21 protein-coding genes are annotated in these 18,812 nt (G+C 59.4%); all 21 read left to right on the forward strand.

Annotated elements, in window-relative coordinates; translation table 11 throughout:
* Positions 1-10 precede the first annotated feature (10 nt).
* The 21 genes from D1820_RS00930 to nuoN all read left to right on the forward strand — a co-directional run bounded on the left by D1820_RS00930 (position 11) and on the right by nuoN (position 18,799).
* Positions 11-871 carry a hydroxymethylglutaryl-CoA lyase gene (locus D1820_RS00930; RefSeq protein WP_096788904.1) on the forward strand — a complete coding sequence of 287 codons (861 nt, stop codon included), beginning with the start codon at positions 11-13 and terminating at the stop codon, positions 869-871.
* An 82-nt stretch (positions 872-953) separates the two neighbouring features.
* Positions 954-1,736, forward strand: a complete 783-nt coding sequence (locus D1820_RS00935) for a crotonase/enoyl-CoA hydratase family protein (RefSeq protein WP_118067568.1) — start codon at positions 954-956, stop codon at positions 1,734-1,736.
* Between the two features lie 238 nt (positions 1,737-1,974).
* On the forward strand, positions 1,975-2,340 hold the full coding sequence (locus tag D1820_RS00940) for an NADH-quinone oxidoreductase subunit A (protein ID WP_014874151.1): 366 nt from the start codon (positions 1,975-1,977) through the stop codon (positions 2,338-2,340).
* Positions 2,331-2,864 carry an NADH-quinone oxidoreductase subunit B family protein gene (locus D1820_RS00945; RefSeq protein WP_014874152.1) on the forward strand — a complete coding sequence of 178 codons (534 nt, stop codon included), beginning with the start codon at positions 2,331-2,333 and terminating at the stop codon, positions 2,862-2,864. The genes D1820_RS00940 and D1820_RS00945 overlap by 10 nt, the downstream gene beginning before the upstream one ends.
* Before the next feature lie 24 nt (positions 2,865-2,888).
* Positions 2,889-3,494: an NADH-quinone oxidoreductase subunit C gene (locus D1820_RS00950; RefSeq protein WP_118067569.1), complete on the forward strand. Its 606-nt coding sequence runs from the start codon at positions 2,889-2,891 to the stop codon at positions 3,492-3,494.
* On the forward strand, positions 3,494-4,705 hold the full coding sequence (locus D1820_RS00955) for an NADH-quinone oxidoreductase subunit D (RefSeq protein WP_040172804.1): 1,212 nt from the start codon (positions 3,494-3,496) through the stop codon (positions 4,703-4,705). The genes D1820_RS00950 and D1820_RS00955 overlap by 1 nt, the downstream gene beginning before the upstream one ends.
* Positions 4,705-5,898 (forward strand): NADH-quinone oxidoreductase subunit E, encoded by a 1,194-nt coding sequence (locus tag D1820_RS00960; RefSeq protein ID WP_118067570.1) that lies wholly within the window; start codon positions 4,705-4,707, stop codon positions 5,896-5,898. The genes D1820_RS00955 and D1820_RS00960 overlap by 1 nt, the downstream gene beginning before the upstream one ends.
* A gap of 52 nt (positions 5,899-5,950) precedes the next feature.
* Positions 5,951-6,178, forward strand: a complete 228-nt coding sequence (locus D1820_RS00965; RefSeq protein WP_014874156.1) for a DUF5337 domain-containing protein — start codon at positions 5,951-5,953, stop codon at positions 6,176-6,178.
* Between the two features lie 6 nt (positions 6,179-6,184).
* On the forward strand, positions 6,185-7,483 hold the full coding sequence (gene nuoF / locus D1820_RS00970; RefSeq protein WP_040172812.1) for an NADH-quinone oxidoreductase subunit NuoF: 1,299 nt from the start codon (positions 6,185-6,187) through the stop codon (positions 7,481-7,483).
* A gap of 18 nt (positions 7,484-7,501) precedes the next feature.
* On the forward strand, positions 7,502-7,852 hold the full coding sequence (locus tag D1820_RS00975; protein ID WP_118067571.1) for a hypothetical protein: 351 nt from the start codon (positions 7,502-7,504) through the stop codon (positions 7,850-7,852).
* Between the two features lie 113 nt (positions 7,853-7,965).
* A complete protein-coding gene (locus D1820_RS00980) occupies positions 7,966-8,370 on the forward strand; it encodes a DUF5333 domain-containing protein (RefSeq protein WP_118069950.1) in 405 nt (134 codons plus the stop codon).
* Between the two features lie 3 nt (positions 8,371-8,373).
* On the forward strand, positions 8,374-10,392 hold the full coding sequence (nuoG, locus tag D1820_RS00985) for an NADH-quinone oxidoreductase subunit NuoG (protein ID WP_118067572.1): 2,019 nt from the start codon (positions 8,374-8,376) through the stop codon (positions 10,390-10,392).
* Complete coding sequence (locus tag D1820_RS00990) at positions 10,389-10,775, forward strand: hypothetical protein (RefSeq protein WP_118067573.1); 387 nt, start codon at positions 10,389-10,391, stop codon at positions 10,773-10,775. The genes nuoG and D1820_RS00990 overlap by 4 nt, the downstream gene beginning before the upstream one ends.
* Before the next feature lie 6 nt (positions 10,776-10,781).
* Positions 10,782-11,819, forward strand: coding sequence for an NADH-quinone oxidoreductase subunit NuoH (gene nuoH, locus D1820_RS00995; RefSeq protein WP_096870972.1), 1,038 nt, complete (start codon positions 10,782-10,784; stop codon positions 11,817-11,819).
* A gap of 3 nt (positions 11,820-11,822) precedes the next feature.
* On the forward strand, positions 11,823-12,317 hold the full coding sequence (nuoI, locus tag D1820_RS01000) for an NADH-quinone oxidoreductase subunit NuoI (protein ID WP_014879596.1): 495 nt from the start codon (positions 11,823-11,825) through the stop codon (positions 12,315-12,317).
* Positions 12,314-12,733, forward strand: coding sequence for a carboxymuconolactone decarboxylase family protein (locus tag D1820_RS01005; protein WP_102897313.1), 420 nt, complete (start codon positions 12,314-12,316; stop codon positions 12,731-12,733). Before nuoI ends, D1820_RS01005 begins: the two co-directional genes overlap by 4 nt.
* Positions 12,730-13,332, forward strand: coding sequence for an NADH-quinone oxidoreductase subunit J (locus tag D1820_RS01010; RefSeq protein WP_102897312.1), 603 nt, complete (start codon positions 12,730-12,732; stop codon positions 13,330-13,332). Before D1820_RS01005 ends, D1820_RS01010 begins: the two co-directional genes overlap by 4 nt.
* 4 nt (positions 13,333-13,336) lie before the next feature.
* Positions 13,337-13,642, forward strand: coding sequence for an NADH-quinone oxidoreductase subunit NuoK (nuoK, locus tag D1820_RS01015; protein ID WP_014874166.1), 306 nt, complete (start codon positions 13,337-13,339; stop codon positions 13,640-13,642).
* A 6-nt stretch (positions 13,643-13,648) separates the two neighbouring features.
* The gene (gene nuoL / locus D1820_RS01020) at positions 13,649-15,778 is read left to right on the forward strand and encodes an NADH-quinone oxidoreductase subunit L (RefSeq protein ID WP_096870974.1); all 2,130 of its coding nucleotides are present in this window, start codon (positions 13,649-13,651) and stop codon (positions 15,776-15,778) included.
* On the forward strand, positions 15,778-17,346 hold the full coding sequence (locus D1820_RS01025; RefSeq protein ID WP_118067574.1) for an NADH-quinone oxidoreductase subunit M: 1,569 nt from the start codon (positions 15,778-15,780) through the stop codon (positions 17,344-17,346). The genes nuoL and D1820_RS01025 overlap by 1 nt, the downstream gene beginning before the upstream one ends.
* 13 nt (positions 17,347-17,359) lie before the next feature.
* The gene (gene nuoN / locus D1820_RS01030) at positions 17,360-18,799 is read left to right on the forward strand and encodes an NADH-quinone oxidoreductase subunit NuoN (protein ID WP_118067575.1); all 1,440 of its coding nucleotides are present in this window, start codon (positions 17,360-17,362) and stop codon (positions 18,797-18,799) included.
* The last annotated feature ends 13 nt before the right edge of the window (positions 18,800-18,812 follow it).

The following is an 18,812-nucleotide window of genomic DNA, read 5'->3' on the forward strand; positions in this document are numbered from 1 at the left end:
GAAGTGCATCATGAGCGAAAGCGTTGAAATTTTCGAAGTAGGTCCGCGCGACGGGCTACAGAATGAAAAGCGCGACATTCCCGTCGCTGAAAAGATTGCCCTCATTGACCGGCTGACCGATGCCGGGTTCCGCCGGATCGAGGTGGCGAGCTTTGTCTCCCCGAAATGGGTGCCGCAGATGGCGGGGTCGGGAGAGGTGCTCGCGGGGATCCGTCGCAGGTCTGATGTGCGCTATGCTGCGCTGACGCCCAACATGCGGGGCTACGAGGATGCCCTGACCGCAAAGGCGGATGAGATTGCGATTTTTGCCTCCGCCTCCGAGGGTTTCTCCAAGGCCAATATCAACGCGAGCGTGGCAGAATCGATTGAGCGTTTTACGCCAATCATCGAGGCGGCGCGCCATATCGATATGCCGGTCCGGGGCTATATTTCCTGCGTGACTGAGTGTCCCTTTGACGGGCCGACCGACCCGGACGCAGTTGCGGCGCTGGCGGATCGCCTGTTCTCCATGGGCTGCTATGAGATCTCGCTGGGCGATACCATCGGTCAGGCGACACCGGATTCCATCGCGCGTATGTTGCTGGCGGTGCGGGAGCGTGTGCCGGTTACCCGTCTGGCAGGCCATTACCACGACACGGCCGGGCGGGCGATTGACAATATTGATGCGTCTTTGTCGCTGGGTGTTCGGGTCTTTGATGCCGCTGTTGGCGGGCTGGGGGGCTGTCCCTATGCACCGGGCGCTGCGGGCAATGTGGCGACCGAGGCGGTGCATGAGCACCTGACGCGTCTGGGCTATGAAACCGGCCTTGATGGGGATGTGCTGACCGATGCCGCAGCTATGGCGCGGGCGATGCGCAGCGACGGCAGCTGAGCTGCGGCGGGCGTCTTCATCATCACACTACAGGCAGCCCGTGGCCTTCGGGCTGCAACTTCGACAGGCAGAAAGACCCGATATGTATCAGACCATCACGCTCACGACGGATGAGCGCGGCGTTGCCAAGTTGACGCTGAACCGACCGGAAAAACACAATGCGATGTCCGGTGAGATGTTGCAGGAGCTGAAAGCCGCAGCAGCCGCGCTGGCCAAGGATCGCACCGTTCGTGTTGTCGTCCTTACGGGGGCGGGCAAGAGTTTCTGTGCCGGTGGGGATCTGGGCTGGATGCAGGCGCAGATGGAGGCAGATGCCGAAACCCGCGGGCGCGAGGCGCGGGTGCTGGCGGAGATGCTGATGGCCATCAACACCCTGCCGCAGCCGGTGATTGGCGCGATCCAGGGCAATGCCTTTGGCGGCGGCGTCGGTATGGCCTCGGTCTGTGATGCAGCGATCGGCGCGGATCATATCAAGATGGGCCTCACTGAGACCCGGCTTGGCCTGATCCCGGCCACCATCGGCCCCTATGTGGTGGCCCGCATGGGCGAAGCGCGGGCGCGGCGTGTCTTTATGTCGGCGCGGCTGTTTGGCGCTGCGGAAGCGGTGGAGCTGGGGATTCTCGCTCGGGCGGTTCCTGCAGCAGATTTGGACGCTGCGATTGAAGCGGAAGTGATCCCATATCTCAGCTGTGCGCCCGAAGCGGTGGGTGCGGCTAAGGCATTGGTCCGTGATTTGGGACCCAAAATCGACGATGCGGTGATTGACCACACCATCGCCGCACTGGTGGACCGCTGGGAAGGCAGCGAGGCACCTGAGGGGATCGCCGCGTTTTTTGCCAAGGAAAAGCCCAGCTGGCAGCAGTAATTCCGTCAAAAATGTCGGATTTCATTCACCAGGGCGTGCCTTTTGCGAGGCGCGCCTTATCCTATGAAAACAATAGGGTTTACCTGCCGTGATGTTGATCTGCCGCGTCGGTTACAGAAGGTTTATCCATTAACGATGCGTTGGTTGACGGTGAGGGGGCAGGGGAGTAGACACAGCCCCAAGTCAACACGCCAATTGACGGCGCGCAGAAATCCGCGCGCACGGAAAGGAGCCACTCGTGGAAGAGATGTTGCGGGAATACCTCCCGATTCTGGTGTTTCTGGCCGTAGCGGTCGGGCTTGGAATTGTTCTTATTTTGGCGGCAGTTGTGCTGGCCGTCCGTAATCCGGACCCTGAAAAGGTCAGCGCTTACGAATGCGGGTTCAACGCATTCGACGACGCACGGATGAAGTTTGATGTCCGGTTTTACCTGGTGTCGATTCTGTTCATTATTTTTGATCTGGAAATTGCATTCCTGTTCCCCTGGGCCGTCGGCTTTAAGGATATGAGCGATGCGGGCTTCTGGTCGATGATGGTGTTCCTCGCTGTGCTGACCATTGGTTTTGCCTATGAGTGGAAGAAAGGGGCCCTGGAATGGGAGTGATGACCGGAGCCAACACGGCTGGCGTCGACAAGGAAGTTGTCACCCAGGCCCTGAATGCGGAACTGCAGGACAAAGGGTTTCTGTTGACGTCCGCCGAAGACATCATCAACTGGGCGCGCACCGGTTCGCTGCACTGGATGACCTTTGGTCTGGCGTGCTGCGCGGTTGAGATGATGCACACCTCGATGCCGCGCTATGATGCGGAACGTTTCGGCATTGCGCCACGCGCCTCCCCGCGTCAGTCGGATGTGATGATCGTGGCAGGCACGCTGACCAACAAGATGGCCCCCGCCCTGCGCAAGGTCTATGACCAGATGCCCGAGCCGCGCTATGTGATCTCTATGGGGTCCTGCGCCAACGGCGGTGGGTATTATCACTACAGCTACTCTGTGGTGCGTGGCTGTGACCGGGTTGTGCCTGTGGATGTCTATGTGCCCGGCTGCCCGCCCACGGCAGAGGCGCTGCTTTATGGTCTGATGCAATTGCAGCGCAAAATCCGCCGCACCGGCACTCTTGTGCGCTAAGTGGCTTTGGTTGGAGAGACAAAAATGACTGAAGCCCTGAACGAACTCGGCACCCAGATCGCGGCCAAGCGCCCGGATTGCGTTATCGGCTGGGATGTCAACTTTGATGAGCTGAACGTGGATGTTGCGCCGTCAAATCTGGCGGGATTTGTTGAATTTTTGAAAGCGGACGCGACCTGCAAGTTCTCGTCGCTGGTCGATATCACCGCTGTAGACTACCCGGACCGCCCCAAGCGGTTCGACGTTGTCTACCATTTCCTGTCGATGTATCAGAACCAGCGGATCCGCCTGCGCGTGTCGATCCGCGAGGATGAGATGCTGCCGTCGATCGTTGGCATTCACCCCTCCGCCAACTGGTTCGAACGGGAGGTGTTCGACATGTTCGGCATCCTGTTCACCGGCCACCCGGATCTGCGCCGCATCCTGACCGACTATGGCTTCCGTGGCTATCCGCTGCGCAAGGATTTCCCGACCACTGGCTACACCGAAGTGCGCTACGACGAGGCGCAGAAGCGCGTGGTCTACGAACCGGTGAGCCTGGTGCAGGAATACCGCCAGTTTGACTTCATGAGCCCATGGGAGGGTGCCGAATACATCCTGCCCGGCGACGAGAAAGAGGGGGCGAAATGATGGACGGCTCCAAAATGGATGACGCCCTGACCGGCGAACAGAAGATCCGTAACTTTAACATCAACTTCGGCCCGCAACACCCTGCTGCACATGGTGTTTTGCGCTTGGTTTTGGAGCTGGACGGCGAGATCGTTGAGCGCTGCGACCCACATATCGGCCTGCTGCATCGTGGCACCGAGAAGCTGATGGAAAGCCGGACCTACCTGCAGAACCTGCCGTATTTCGACCGCCTTGATTATGTGGCGCCGATGAACCAGGAACATGCCTGGTGTCTAGCCATCGAAAAGCTGACTGGCGTGGAAGTGCCACGTCGCGCATCGTTGATCCGTGTGCTTTATTCTGAGATTGGCCGTATCCTCAACCACCTGCTGAACGTGACGACGCAGGCGATGGACGTTGGCGCGCTGACCCCGCCGCTCTGGGGCTTTGAAGAGCGCGAAAAGCTGATGATCTTCTACGAACGGGCTTGTGGCGCGCGCTTGCACGCGGCCTATTTCCGCCCCGGTGGTGTTCATCAGGACCTGCCAGATGCGCTGATCGACGATATTGAGGCGTGGACCCATACCTTCCCGGCGGTGATGGACGATATCGACGGGCTGTTGACCGAAAACCGGATTTTCAAGCAGCGTAACGCGGATATCGGTGTCGTGACTGAGGAAGATATCCTCAACTACGGCTTTTCTGGCGTCATGGTGCGTGGCTCTGGTCTGGCATGGGATCTGCGTCGTTCGCAGCCCTATGAATGCTATGATGAATTCGATTTCCAGATCCCGGTCGGCAAGAACGGTGACTGCTATGATCGCTATCTTGTCCGTATGGAAGAGATGCGCCAGTCGCTGTCGATCATCCGTCAGTGTATCGGCAAGCTGCGCGAGACACCCGGTGACATTCTGGCCCGCGGTAAACTGACCCCGCCCAAGCGCGGCGACATGAAAACCTCCATGGAGAGCCTGATCCACCACTTCAAGCTCTACACCGAGGGCTTCCACGTCCCCGCTGGTGAGGTCTACGCCGCTGTTGAGGCGCCCAAGGGGGAATTCGGGGTCTATCTGGTTGCAGATGGCACCAACAAACCCTACCGCGCCAAGCTGCGCGCGCCCGGCTTCCTGCATTTGCAGGCTATGGATTATGTGGCCAAGGGCCACCAACTCGCCGACGTCGCTGCCATCATCGGCACCATGGACGTCGTATTTGGAGAGATTGACCGCTAATGCTTCGTCGTCTGCATTCCGAACAACCCGATAGCTTTGCCTTCACGTCTGAAAATCAGACATGGGCCGAGGCGCAGATCACCAAATTCCCCGATGGCCGTCAGGCCAGCGCGATCATTCCGCTGCTGTGGCGCGCCCAGGAGCAAGAAGGCTGGCTGAGCAAGCCTGCGATTGAATATGTCGCGGACATGCTGGGCATGGCCTATATCCGCGCCCTTGAAGTGGCGTCTTTCTACTTCATGTTTCAGCTGCAACCGACTGGTTCGATTGCACATGTTCAGATTTGTGGCACCACCTCCTGCATGATTTGCGGTGCGGAGGATCTGATCGCGGTCTGTCAGGATAAGATCGCGAACAAGCCCTTCACCCTGTCCGCAGATGGCAAGTTCACTTGGGAAGAGGTGGAGTGCCTTGGCGCTTGCACCAATGCGCCCATGGCTCAGATCGGTAAGGACTACTACGAAGACCTGACCGCTGAAGGCTTTGCGAAACTGCTCGATGATCTGGCCGCTGGTCAGGTGCCGCTGCCGGGTCCGCAGAACGGACGCTATGCGGCAGAGCCGAAGTCTGGCCTCACCTCGCTCACCGAATATGAGAGCGGGAAGACGCAGTATAATGCCTCCGTCCAGCTGGCGGCTGATATTGGCGATACAGTTAAGCGTATCGACGGGACCGAGGTTCCGATCCTGACGCCTTGGATTGGTAAGGATGGTAAGGTTGCCGGACGCGACAGCGCCGATACCCCGCCGCCTGCGCCGAAAACACCGCTTCCCGCAGTGAAACAGGCAGAGGTTGCCAAGGCGAAACCCGCCGCGCCAAAGAAGGCTGCACCGAAAAAAGCGGGTGTTGGTGAACCGGCCTCTCCTGAGGGGGCCGCAACTGAGGCGGCTGCGGGTGTCGAGGAAAAGCCAGAGACGCTGACTGCAGCCCGCGATGGCGGTGCCGATGATCTGAAGATGTTGAAAGGTGTCGGCCCCAAGCTGGAGCAGACCCTGAACGATCTTGGTTTCTTCCACTTCGACCAGATCGCAGCCTGGACCGACGAGCAGGTCGCCTGGGTCGACAGCCGGTTGAAGTTCAAGGGACGCATCGTCCGCGATGGCTGGATCGAACAGTCCCGGCAGCTTGCGGCAGGTGAGGAAACGGACTTCGCCAAGAAGGCCAAGGCCGACGATCGCTACAAAGACGACTGAAACAAGATAACCGCCGCTGCCCATCGGGGCAGGGGCCAAAATTCAGGACCATATGAGCGTAGAACACGACAAAGCACTGGCAGCAAAGGGGCGGCACATCGCGTTGGTGATTGCCGCAACCATGCTTGGTTGGCTGGCGATGTCACTGTTCATCGGCCCCGCACTGGGGCTCGCCGGACGCTACGCTCTGCTGTTTGATTTCGCAGCCCTTGCAGGCTTCATCTATGCAGCGGTCAACATTTTTCAACTCTGGCGCATGCGCCAGGACAGCCAAAGGTAGGCAGACATGCTGAAGGACCAGGACCGGATCTTTACCAACCTTTACGGGATGCATGAGCGCACATTGGCGGGCGCAAAACAGCGGGGCCATTGGGATGGCACTGCGGGCATCATCGAAAAAGGGCGGGACTGGATCATCCAGAACATGAAGGATTCCGGCCTGCGCGGACGCGGTGGTGCGGGCTTCCCGACCGGCCTGAAATGGTCTTTCATGCCGAAGGAGAGCGACGGTCGCCCCTCCTATCTGGTGATCAATGCCGATGAATCGGAACCGGGCACCTGTAAAGACCGCGAGATCATGCGTCATGATCCGCATACGCTGATCGAGGGCGCTCTGATCGCGTCCTTCGCGATGAATGCGCATACCTGCTACATCTACCTGCGCGGCGAATACATCCGTGAGCGCGAGGCGCTGCAGGCCGCGATTGACGAATGTTATGACCAGGGTCTGCTGGGGCGTAATGCCGCCGGATCCGGCTGGGATTTCGACGTCTTTCTGCACCATGGGGCGGGCGCTTACATCTGTGGCGAAGAAACTGCCCTGATCGAAAGCCTCGAGGGCAAGAAGGGCATGCCGCGTATGAAGCCGCCGTTCCCGGCGGGTGCCGGTCTTTATGGCTGCCCGACCACGGTGAACAACGTGGAATCCATCGCCGTTGTGCCGACCATTCTGCGCCGTGGCCCGGATTGGTTTGCAGGCTTTGGCCGTCAGAACAACGCGGGCACCAAGCTCTTTGCCATTTCTGGCCACGTCAACAACCCCTGTGTCGTCGAGGAGGCCATGAGCATCTCCTTTGAGGAGTTGATCGAGAAGCATTGCGGCGGCATTCGCGGCGGCTGGGACAACTTGCTGGCGGTCATCCCCGGTGGATCCTCTGTTCCCTGCGTGCGCGGCGAGAAGATGAAAGACGCCATCATGGACTTTGACTATCTGCGCGGCGAACTGGGCTCCGGCCTTGGCACCGCAGCGGTTATCGTGATGGATAAACAGACCGACATCATCAAGGCGATCTGGCGTCTGTCCAAGTTCTACAAACACGAGAGCTGCGGTCAGTGTACGCCCTGTCGTGAAGGCACCGGCTGGATGATGCGCGTGATGGATCGTCTGGTGAAGGGCGAGGCCGAGCTGGAAGAGATTGACATGCTGTGGGATGTGACCAAGCAGGTTGAGGGCCACACCATCTGTGCGCTTGGCGATGCGGCAGCCTGGCCAATCCAGGGTCTGATCCGCAACTTCCGCGAGGAAATTGAGGACCGTATCAAGGCACAGAAGTCCGGGCGCATGGGCGCCATGGCGGCTGAATAAGGTCCGGGGGAGCAGTTGATGATCACGGGTGTGAGCAAAACCATGGCTGTGCTGGCCCTCTGCGGCGGGGTGCTGGCGGGGTGTGACGGGATCGTCAACGACCGTCCAACCTATGCAGGCGTTCCGTTCAAGGCGAAGTCTAAGCCGGTGAACAAGAAAGAGACGCTGGCGGTGTTTACCACCGCGGTATCCAAGGCGCCGCGTTCGCTTGAGGGCGCGCGGCTGGCTGCGCATCACGAAGGCACCCGCTACTGCATCGAGAATTTCGGATCCTCGCGCATCGCGTGGCAGGTGAACCCGCTTGATACGGGTGTTGCGGTCCCATTGGATGGCGACACGGCGGTCTATGGTGGAACCTGCACCCCGTGAGCATGACGCCTGCATATCCTGTGGCTGCGCATGATGCGCCAGCGGCGGTGTTATTGCATAACGCCGCTGTCTGCGCGCGTGCTGAACGCTTTCCCACCAAGGAGCGTTCAACCATGCGAACCCTGATTGCAACCTGTGCCACCTGCCTGATGTTACTGCCTTCTATGGCGGCAGCGAAGCCATCTCTGCGCGACGTGCAAGAGATTGAAGACCCGCTATTTGCGGTCGCGCTGGCGAAGGAAGTGTCGGACCACTGCGCCAGCATATCCGCGCGTTATTTCAAGGGGCTGACAGAGCTGCGTCGCCTGCGCGCGCGCGCCAATGCCCTCGGCTATACGGATAGTGAAATCCGCGCCTATATCGGCTCGGACACGGAAAAAGCCCGGATGCGGGCCAAGGGAGAACGCTTCCTGGCTCAAAACGGGGTCTCTTACGAGAAAACGGAAACATTCTGTGCGTTTGGTCGTGCGGAAATCAAGAAAAACAGCGCGATCGGCGTTTTATTGAGGGCGAAATAGACCATGTCTGACCTCCGCAAGATCAACATTGACGGAACCGAGATTGAGGTGGATGGGGCAATGACCCTGATCCAGGCCTGTGAAGAGGCCGGGGTGGAAATTCCCCGGTTCTGCTATCACGAACGCCTGTCCATCGCCGGCAATTGCCGCATGTGCCTGGTTGAGGTTGTTGGCGGCCCGCCGAAACCTGCAGCGTCTTGCGCCATGCAGGTCCGCGATCTGCGCCCCGGCCCTGAGGGGCAGGCACCGCAGGTGAAGACCAATTCGCCCATGGTGAAAAAGGCGCGCGAAGGCGTGATGGAGTTCCTGCTGATCAACCACCCGCTGGATTGCCCGATCTGCGATCAGGGCGGCGAGTGTGATCTTCAGGATCAGGCGATGGCCTATGGCGTGGACTTCTCACGCTTCCGCGAAGCCAAGCGCGCGGTTGATGATCTGGATCTGGGGCCGCTGGTCGGCACCGCAATGACCCGCTGCATTTCCTGCACCCGCTGCGTCCGCTTCACCACCGAGGTGGCAGGCATCACCCAGATGGGCCAGACCGGCCGGGGTGAGGACAGCGAGATTACATCGTATCTGAATGAGACGCTGGATTCGAACCTTCAGGGCAATATTATTGATCTTTGCCCGGTTGGGGCGCTGACGTCGAAACCCTACGCCTTCACCGCGCGTCCGTGGGAACTGACCAAGACCGAAACCATCGACGTGATGGACGCGCTTGGCTCCAACATCCGCGTGGATACCAAGGGCCGCGAAGTGATGCGGATCCTGCCGCGCAACCATGACGGCGTGAACGAGGAATGGATCAGCGACAAGACCCGCTTTGTCTGGGACGGTTTGCGTCGCCAGCGTCTGGACCGCCCGTACGTGCGTGTTGATGGCAAGTTGAAGCCCGCCACCTGGCCGGAAGCGCTGGAGGCGGCTGCCACCGCGATGAAGGGCAAGAAAATCGCCGGTCTGATCGGGGATCTGGTCCCGGTTGAGGCGGCGTTTGCTCTGAAGCAGCTGGTCGAAGGGCAGGGCGGCAAAGTGGAATGTCGGACCGACAAGGCCCGTTTGCCCATCGGCAACCGCGCGGCCTATGTTGGCACTGCAACCATCGAAGACATCGACAGCGCCAAGGCGATCATGCTGATCGGTACCGACCCGCGCAACGAGGCACCGGTGCTGAACGCGCGCCTGCGCAAAGCCTGGATCAATGGCGCCAACATCGGCCTGATCGGCGAGCCGGTCGATCTCACCTATGACTATGCGCATCTCGGCACCGACCGTGCAGCGCTTGAGGCGCTGCTCAATGGCGAGACCGCAGGTGCGCTTGGCAAGGAGACGCTGGTTATTGTGGGGCAGGGTGCCCTGCGTGAGGCCGACGGTCTGGCGGTGCTGGCGCACGCGCAGAAATATGCGGCGCTGACCGAAAGCAAACTGATGGTGCTGCACACCGCTGCGGCCCGTGTTGGCGCAATGGACGTGAACGCCGTCACCGAGGGCGGCGTCGAAGCGGCCATTGACGGGGCTGAGGTGATTTACAACCTTGGCGCGGATGAGGTCGAAATCGATGCGGGCACGACGGTGATCTACCAGGGCTCCCACGGGGATCGCGGAGCGCATCGCGCTGACATCATCCTTCCCGGGGCTGCCTATACCGAAGAAAACGGCCTGTTTGTGAACACTGAGGGCCGCCCGCAACTGGCTATGCGCGCGAGCTTCGCGCCGGGTGAGGCGAAGGAAAACTGGGCGATCCTGCGGGCGCTGAGCGCAGAATTGGACGCCAAGCTTCCCTATGACTCACTGGCACAACTGCGCACCGCGCTGGTCGCAGAGGTGCCGCATCTGGCCCGCATCGACGACGTGGCGGACAACGAGGGTCCGGCGCTTGAGGTTAAGGCGATGGGCAAGGCGGCGTTCCTGCCGGCGGTCAAGGATTTCTATCTGACCAACCCGATTGCGCGGGCCTCGCAGCTTATGGCGGAACTGTCGGCGGGTGCAAAGGCGCGCGGCGCTGAGAAGATCGCTGCGGAGTGATCCGGGCGGGCATCATATCGCCCTTGCTGCTGGCGGCCTGCGTGCAGGTCCCACAGACATCGCAGGCGCCGTTCACCCCCGATTACCAAGGGGTGGAAACGCGGCTGTTGGACGGCGATCTGGTGCAGTTCCACGTTGCCATGATCGGCGCCAGAAACAGCGCCGATCTGGATAATTATGCTGAATGCGCAGCGGCGCAATATGCGCTGATCCGCGGTTATGGATTTGCACGTCACGTGCGCACAAAAATGAAACAAGAGGGTGGCGTTCAGACGGCAGATGCTGTCTACACCATCTCGCCTTCCCTCCCGCGCGGACTGCGCACCATCGACGCTGAAGTCGTGGTCGCGGATTGCGAGGCTAACGGAATACCCACGGTGTGAGGACCTATGGCTGAATTCTTTAACACCCCAGGCGGCATCGCTGTACTGATCCTGGCGCAAGTGCTTGCAGTTGTTGCCTTTGTCATGATTTCGCTTCTGTTCCTCGTTTACGGGGACCGCAAGATCTGGGCGGCTGTCCAGATGCGCAGGGGCCCCAATGTTGTGGGCGTCTACGGCCTGCTGCAATCGGTGGCGGACGCGCTCAAATATGTGGTTAAGGAAGTCGTGATCCCGGCCGGTTCCGACCGGGCGGTCTTCATTCTGGCCCCACTGACCAGTTTTGTTCTGGCGATGATCGCCTGGGCGGTGATCCCTTTCAACGACGGCTGGGTGCTCTCGGATATCAACGTCGCTATTCTCTACGTGTTCGCGGTGTCCTCGCTTGAGGTTTATGGCGTGATCATGGGCGGCTGGGCGTCGAACTCGAAATATCCGTTCCTCGGCTCCCTGCGCTCTGCGGCACAGATGATCTCTTACGAGGTCTCCATCGGCCTGATCATCGTTGGCGTGATCATCTCCACCGGTTCGATGAACTTCGGCGATATCGTGCGCGCGCAGGACGGTGATCTGGGGCTCTTGAACTGGTATTGGATCCCGCACTTCCCGATGGTGTTCCTGTTCTTCATCTCGGCGCTGGCAGAAACCAACCGCCCGCCGTTCGACCTGCCGGAAGCGGAATCTGAACTGGTTGCGGGCTATCAGGTGGAATACTCGGCGACGCCGTTCCTTCTGTTCATGGCCGGAGAATACATCGCCATCTTCCTGATGTGTGCGCTGACATCCCTGCTGTTCTTTGGCGGCTGGCTGTCCCCGATCCCGGGCCTGCCCGATGGCGTGTTGTGGATGGTTGCCAAGATGGCGTTCTTCTTCTTCCTCTTCGCAATGGTGAAGGCGATCACCCCCCGCTACCGCTACGATCAGCTGATGCGCCTTGGCTGGAAAGTGTTCCTGCCGTTCTCGCTGGCTTGGGTGGTCTTCGTGTCCTTTGCTGCAAAATTTGACTGGTTCTGGGGCATCTTCGCCCGCTGGACCGTGGGAGGCTAACTGATGGCGAACATCGACTACACCCGCGCCGCCAAATACTTCCTGCTGCAGGATTTTTGGGTCGGCTTCAAACTAGGGCTGAAGTATTTCTTTGCCCCCAAGGCAACCCTGAACTACCCGCATGAGAAGGGCCCGCTGTCGCCCCGTTTCCGCGGCGAACATGCGCTGCGCCGCTATCCCAACGGTGAGGAGCGCTGCATTGCCTGCAAGCTGTGCGAAGCGGTCTGCCCGGCGCAGGCGATCACCATCGACGCGGAACCGCGCGAGGACGGCAGCCGCCGCACCACGCGCTATGACATCGACATGACCAAATGCATCTACTGCGGTTTCTGTCAGGAAGCCTGCCCGGTGGATGCCATTGTCGAAGGTCCGAATTTCGAGTTCGCCACCGAAACCCGCGAAGAGCTGTTCTACGATAAGGACAAGCTGCTTTCGAACGGCGAACGCTGGGAAGCTGAGATTGCACGCAACCTCGAACTGGATGCGCCCTACCGATGAGCGACGCCAAAAACCCATTTGAGGCCATGATGGCCCAGGCTCAGGACATGGCCAAAGCCCTGAACCCCGCGTTGGAGAGCTTTTCTCCCACCGGAGCGTTCAAGGAGTTTGAGGCGCTGTGGCCGACGATGCCGAAGGACGTTATGGAAATGATGTTCGGCAATACAGTCAACACCGGCGGTCTGGATGCCAAAACCCGTCTGCTGCTGACGCTGGCTGGGCTGACAATGCAGGGCGCACAGGCCGATTCAGCCGTGCGCCAGACCGTGCGCCACGCCCTAGAGGCGGGCGCGAAGAAACAAGAGATCGTTGAAACGATCGGACAGATGTCGGTGTTTGCCGGCATCCCGGCCATGACCCGCGCGCTGGAGCTGGCGCAAGACGTCATGGACGCCAAAGGGGACGATGAAACATGAGCGTTTTTGCCTTTTACCTCTTTGCCATCAGCGCCATCACCGGCGGGCTGTTCACGGTGATCAGCCGTCAGCCGGTGCATTCGGTGCTGTGGCTGATCCTGGCCTTCATTTCCTCGGCCGGGCTGTTCGTCCTGCTGGGGGCTGAATTTGTCGCCATGCTGCTGATCATCGTCTATGTGGGCGCGGTTGCGGTGCTGTTCCTCTTTGTGGTGATGATGCTGGATGTGGACTTTGCCGAGCTGAAGGCCGAGATGGCGCGCTACATGCCGCTGGCGCTGCTCATCGGTCTGGTCATCCTGATGCAGTTCGTGATGGCCTTTGGCGTTTGGGAGACCGCACCGGCGGCCGCCACGCAGCTGGCTCAGCCGATCCCCGTCGACCAACATAACACCGAGGCGCTTGGCCTCATCATCTATGATCAATACTTCCTTCTGTTCCAACTCTCCGGCCTGATCCTGTTGGTAGCGATGATCGGCGCGATTGTGCTGACGCTGCGCCATCGTCAGGACGTGAAACGTCAGGACATCGTCGCGCAGATGATGCGTGACCCGGCGACTGCGATGGAACTCAAGGATGTGAAACCGGGGCAGGGGCTTTGAGACAATGATCACACTCGAGCATTATCTAACCGTCGCGGCGACGCTGTTCGTCATCGGCATCTTCGGGCTCTTCCTGAACCGCAAGAACGTCATCATCCTCCTGATGAGCATCGAACTGATGCTCTTGGCGGTGAATATCAATCTCGTGGCCTTCTCGTCGTTCCTCGGCGATCTGGTCGGGCAGGTGTTCACGCTGTTTGTGCTGACCGTGGCCGCCGCTGAGGCCGCCATTGGCCTTGCGATCCTGGTTTGCTTCTTCCGCAACCGCGGCACCATTGCCGTGGAAGACATCAACGTGATGAAGGGCTAAAGCGTCATGGAAACCATCCTTCTCTTTGCCCCTCTGGTCGGGGCCATCATCTGTGGCTTTGGCTGGAAATTCATCGGCGAAACCGCAGCGACGTGGACCGCAACCGGGCTTTTGTTCCTGTCGGCGCTTCTGTCGTGGATCATCTTCCTGACTTTTGACCCGTCCGCGCATGAAAACGGCTATTACACCGTCGAAATCCTGCGCTGGATCGAAAGCGGGTCGTTGTCGACCTCCTGGGCGATCCGTCTGGATCGGCTGACCGCGATCATGCTGATCGTGATCACCACAGTGTCCTCGCTGGTTCACCTCTATTCGTTCGGCTACATGGCCCATGATCCGCAGTGGAAAGACGGCGAGAGCTACAAGCCGCGCTTCTTTGCGTATCTGTCGTTCTTTACCTTTGCGATGCTGATGCTGGTGACCTCTGACAATCTGGTCCAGATGTTCTTCGGCTGGGAAGGCGTGGGCGTTGCCTCCTACCTGCTGATTGGCTTCTACTACCGCAAGCCCTCAGCCAACGCGGCAGCGATGAAAGCGTTCATCGTCAACCGTGTGGGTGACTTTGGCTTTTCGCTTGGTATCTTTGCACTGTTCTTCCTGACCGACAGCATCAACTTCGATGATATCTTCACAGCGGTGCCACAGCTGGCGGAAACCCAGCTGAGCTTTCTGTGGGGCGAATGGAATGCGGCCAACCTGATTGCCATCCTGCTGTTCATCGGTGCGATGGGTAAATCGGCACAGCTGATCCTGCACACATGGCTGCCGGACGCGATGGAAGGCCCGACCCCGGTGTCAGCCCTGATCCACGCCGCAACCATGGTGACCGCGGGTGTCTTCCTCGTTTGCCGGATGTCGCCGCTGATGGAAGTGGCGCCTCAGGCGACGACGTTCATCACCGTACTGGGTGCGACCACGGCGTTCTTCGCGGCGACTGTGGGTCTGGTTCAGACCGATATCAAGCGTGTGATTGCCTATTCGACCTGTTCTCAGCTGGGCTATATGTTCGTCGCCGCAGGCGTCGGCATGTATTCGGCAGCTATGTTCCACCTGTTCACGCACGCCTTCTTCAAGGCGATGCTGTTCCTTGGCGCGGGTTCGGTGATCCACGCGATGCACCACGAGCAGGACATGATGAACTATGGCGGCCTGCGTAAGAAAATTCCCTATACCTTCTGGGCGATGATGATCGGCACGCTGGCCATCACTGGTGTTGGTATTCCGCTTACCCATTTCGGCTTTGCTGGTTTCCTGTCGAAGGACGCCATCATCGAAAGCGCCTATGCCGGTGGATCCTCCTACGGGTTCTGGCTGCTGGTGGCGGCTGCCGCGATGACCTCGTTCTACAGCTGGCGTCTGATTTTCCTGACCTTCTACGGCAAGCCACGCGGCGACAAGCACACGCATGATCACGCGCATGAAAGCCCGATGGTTATGCTGATCCCGCTGGGTGTTCTGGCGCTTGGTGCGGTGTTCTCCGGTATGATCTGGTACAGCAGCTTCTTTGGCCACACCGATAAGGTCGGCAAATTCTATGGCATCCCCTATGCGGAAGCTTCGGCTGAGGGCCACGGTGATGCCGATGGGGACGATACGCATGGTGCAGACAGCCATGGCGAAGCCAAGGATGATCACGGTGAAGCGGCCACGGGCGAGCATCACTATGTGTTCACCGGCAAGCCGGGTGAGGGCGCGCTGTACGTCGGCCCCGAGAACACCGTGCTGGACGATGCCCACGCTGCCCCGAAATGGGTCAAGGTGTCGCCGTTCATCGCGATGCTGCTTGGTCTGGGTCTTGCGATCCTGTTCTACATCGTGAACCCAAGCCTGCCTGGCCGTCTCGCCAAGCAACAGCAGCCTTTGTATCTGTTCCTCAAGAACAAGTGGTACTTCGATGAGCTTTATGATGCGATTTTTGTCAAACCAGCGCTGATGATCGGCCGCTTCTTCTGGAAGCGCGGTGACGGCAAGACCATTGACGGTGCCCTGAACGGTATCGCCATGGGCATCATTCCCTTCTTCACCCGCCTCGCCGGTCGCGCACAGTCGGGTTACATCTTCACTTATGCTTTCTGGATGGTGCTGGGCATTGCTGCTCTGGTTACCTGGATGTCGATCGGCGGAGGAACGCACTGATGGACAATCTCCTTTCTATTGTCACCTTTATCCCGGCGCTTGCGGCGGCCATTCTGGCCCTGTTCCTGCGCGGCGAGGATGAGGCGGCGCAGCGCAACGCCAAATCTGTTGCGCTTTTTGCCACCACGATCACCTTCCTGGTCAGCCTTGGCATCTATTTTCAGTTCGACCCTTCCAACACGGGCTTTCAGTTCGTCGAAGAGGCGGAGTGGATTTTTGGCCTGAAATACAAGATGGGCGTGGATGGCATTTCGGTGCTCTTCGTGATGCTCACCACATTTGTGATGCCACTGACCATTCTGGCCAGCTGGGGCGTCAGCACGCGTGTGAAGGAATATATGATCGCCTTCCTGATGCTGGAGACGCTGATGCTTGGCGTCTTCATGGCGCTGGATCTGGTACTGTTCTATCTGTTCTTCGAGGCTGGCCTGATCCCGATGTTCCTGATCATTGGCATCTGGGGGGGCAAGGAACGGATCTACGCGTCGTTCAAATTCTTCCTTTATACTTTCCTGGGCTCCGTGCTGATGCTGGTTGCGATGGTGGCAATGTTTGCAGATGCCGGACACACCTGTATTGCAGCATGCCAGGAAGGGCAGGTTGGGTTGCTGAACCACACCTTTGCGTCTGAAAGCTTCAGCTTGCTGGGGGTTCAGATTGTCGGTGGTGCCCAGACTCTGATGTTCCTTGCATTCTTTGCCAGCTTTGCGGTGAAAATGCCGATGTGGCCAGTGCACACATGGTTGCCGGACGCACACGTGCAGGCCCCGACGGCGGGTTCCGTTGTGCTGGCAGCGATCCTGCTGAAGATGGGCGGTTATGGCTTCCTACGCTTCAGTCTGCCGATGTTCCCGGTTGGCGCCGATGTAATGACCGACGTGATCCTGTGGATGTCGGCAATCGCGGTGGTCTACACCTCGCTTGTGGCGCTGGTGCAGTCGGATATGAAAAAGCTGATCGCTTATTCCTCCGTGGCGCATATGGGTTTTGTGACGATGGGGATCTTTGCCGCGAACCAGCAGGGTATTGACGGCGCGATTTTCCAGATGCTGAGCCACGGTTTCATCTCGGCGGCGCTGTTCCTCTGCGTGGGCGTGATCTATGACCGGATGCACACCCGTGACATCGACGCCTACGGCGGTCTTGTCATCCGTATGCCTGCTTATGCGCTGGTCTTCATGTTCTTCACTATGGGCAATGTCGGCCTGCCGGGCACGTCTGGCTTTATCGGTGAATTCCTGACCCTGATGGGGACCTTCCAGAAAAACACCTGGGTGGCAGCCGTTGCTGCGACCGGCGTCATTTTCTCTGCGGGATATGCGCTGTGGCTGTATCGCCGCGTGGTGTTTGGCGACCTCATCAAAGGCAGCCTGAAAACCATCAAGGATATGACTGCGCGTGAACGGTTTATCTTTGCACCGCTTGTCGTGATGACCATCCTTCTGGGGGTCTACCCGGCGGTTGTCACCGATATCATCAGTCCGTCGACCGAGGCGCTGATTGCTAACTTCAACCAATCTCTGGCCGCTGCGGATCTGTCCCCGGCGACCCAGATGGCTTCGCACTAAGGGGGCGTGGGCGATGATCCCAGCTGATCTCACCGTTATCTTGCCAGAGATTGTTCTGGCGCTCAGCGCAATGGTGGCGCTCCTCATGGGTGTCTACACGGGCAAGGACAAACTGGCCCCGGCTCTGATCTGGCTGATGGCCGGGCTGATGTCGGCGCTGGCGATCTGGATCGGGACAGGCGCGTCGGGTAGCCGCGAGGCGTTCAACGGCATGTTTGTCGATGACGGGTTCGCCCGCTTTGCCAAGGTTGCCATTCTGCTATCGGCGTCGGCGGTTCTGGTTATGGGCCAGGACTACATGTCGCGCCGGGGCATGCTGCGGTTTGAATATCCCATCCTTGTCGCGCTCAGCGCGGTGGGCATGATGGTGATGGTCTCCGCCGGCAACCTGATGTCGCTTTACATGGGCCTCGAACTGCAGTCGCTGGCGCTTTATGTCGTGGCTTCGCTGCGTCGTGACAGCGTGAAATCGACCGAAGCCGGCCTGAAGTATTTCGTGCTTGGCGCGCTGTCCTCCGGTTTGCTTCTGTATGGCGCGTCGTTGGTCTATGGCTTTGCCGGTACGACCGATTTTGCGGGCATCTACGCCGTTGCCAAGCACGGCGACGTGTCTGTCGGCCTGCTGTTTGGTCTGGTCTTCCTGATCTCCGGCATGGCGTTCAAAGTCTCGGCGGTTCCGTTCCACATGTGGACCCCGGACGTCTACGAAGGTGCGCCGACACCGGTCACAGCCTTCTTCGCCTCGGCACCGAAGGTCGCGGCAATGGGTCTGTTTGCGCGCGTACTGCATGATGCCTTTGGCCATGCGGTGCAGGACTGGAGCCAGGTCATTGCGCTGCTGTCGCTGCTCTCCATGTTTGTCGGCGCTGTCGCGGCGATTGGTCAGCGCGATATCAAACGTCTGATGGCCTATTCCTCCATTGCCCACATGGGCTACGCGTTGATGGGTCTTGCAGCAGGTACGGCCTATGGTGTGCAGGCGTTGCTGGTCTATATGGCGATCTACGTCTCCATGAACATCGGCACCTTTGCCTTCATCCTTATGATGGAGAAAGACGGCAAACCAATCACCGATATCCGCGCGCTGAACCTCTATTCCCGTCGTGAGCCGGGCAAGGCGCTGGCCATGCTGATCCTGCTGTTTTCACTAGCGGGCGTGCCGCCGATGCTGGGGTTCTTTGGCAAGCTATACGTGCTGAACGCGGCCTATCAGGCCGGCCTTGCGTGGCTGGCGGTTGCTGGTGTGATTGCCTCGGTCATCGGGGCCTTCTACTACCTGCGCATCGTCTACTACATGTACTTCGGTGACGAAGGCGAGGAGCTGGAGACCAACCGCTCGCCAATCCTCTGGGGGTTCCTGATGGCGTCGGCTGCGGTGATGCTTCTGGGTATTATCAACATGTTCGGCATCGAGGGTGCAGCGGCATCAGCGGCTGCCACGCTGGTCAACTGATCGCTCTGACACA

The organism is Phaeobacter sp. LSS9 (genome assembly GCF_003443595.1).
GTDB classification, from domain to species: Bacteria; Pseudomonadota; Alphaproteobacteria; order Rhodobacterales; family Rhodobacteraceae; genus Phaeobacter; species Phaeobacter piscinae.

Excerpts from the sequence above, each read along its gene's own strand:
- D1820_RS00930 (WP_096788904.1), top strand. The coding sequence starts at position 11 with ATGAGCGAAAGCGTTGAAATTTTCGAAGTAGGTCCGCGCGACGGGCTA.
- D1820_RS00935 (WP_118067568.1), top strand. The coding sequence starts at position 954 with ATGTATCAGACCATCACGCTCACGACGGATGAGCGCGGCGTTGCCAAG.
- D1820_RS00945 (WP_014874152.1), top strand. The coding sequence starts at position 2,331 with ATGGGAGTGATGACCGGAGCCAACACGGCTGGCGTCGACAAGGAAGTT.
- D1820_RS00950 (WP_118067569.1), top strand. The coding sequence starts at position 2,889 with ATGACTGAAGCCCTGAACGAACTCGGCACCCAGATCGCGGCCAAGCGC.
- D1820_RS00955 (WP_040172804.1), top strand. The coding sequence starts at position 3,494 with ATGGACGGCTCCAAAATGGATGACGCCCTGACCGGCGAACAGAAGATC.
- D1820_RS00960 (WP_118067570.1), top strand. The coding sequence starts at position 4,705 with ATGCTTCGTCGTCTGCATTCCGAACAACCCGATAGCTTTGCCTTCACG.
- D1820_RS00965 (WP_014874156.1), top strand. The coding sequence starts at position 5,951 with ATGAGCGTAGAACACGACAAAGCACTGGCAGCAAAGGGGCGGCACATC.
- nuoF (WP_040172812.1), top strand. The coding sequence starts at position 6,185 with ATGCTGAAGGACCAGGACCGGATCTTTACCAACCTTTACGGGATGCAT.
- D1820_RS00975 (WP_118067571.1), top strand. The coding sequence starts at position 7,502 with ATGATCACGGGTGTGAGCAAAACCATGGCTGTGCTGGCCCTCTGCGGC.
- D1820_RS00980 (WP_118069950.1), top strand. The coding sequence starts at position 7,966 with ATGCGAACCCTGATTGCAACCTGTGCCACCTGCCTGATGTTACTGCCT.
- nuoG (WP_118067572.1), top strand. The coding sequence starts at position 8,374 with ATGTCTGACCTCCGCAAGATCAACATTGACGGAACCGAGATTGAGGTG.
- nuoH (WP_096870972.1), top strand. The coding sequence starts at position 10,782 with ATGGCTGAATTCTTTAACACCCCAGGCGGCATCGCTGTACTGATCCTG.
- nuoI (WP_014879596.1), top strand. The coding sequence starts at position 11,823 with ATGGCGAACATCGACTACACCCGCGCCGCCAAATACTTCCTGCTGCAG.
- D1820_RS01005 (WP_102897313.1), top strand. The coding sequence starts at position 12,314 with ATGAGCGACGCCAAAAACCCATTTGAGGCCATGATGGCCCAGGCTCAG.
- D1820_RS01010 (WP_102897312.1), top strand. The coding sequence starts at position 12,730 with ATGAGCGTTTTTGCCTTTTACCTCTTTGCCATCAGCGCCATCACCGGC.
- nuoK (WP_014874166.1), top strand. The coding sequence starts at position 13,337 with ATGATCACACTCGAGCATTATCTAACCGTCGCGGCGACGCTGTTCGTC.
- nuoL (WP_096870974.1), top strand. The coding sequence starts at position 13,649 with ATGGAAACCATCCTTCTCTTTGCCCCTCTGGTCGGGGCCATCATCTGT.
- D1820_RS01025 (WP_118067574.1), top strand. The coding sequence starts at position 15,778 with ATGGACAATCTCCTTTCTATTGTCACCTTTATCCCGGCGCTTGCGGCG.
- nuoN (WP_118067575.1), top strand. The coding sequence starts at position 17,360 with ATGATCCCAGCTGATCTCACCGTTATCTTGCCAGAGATTGTTCTGGCG.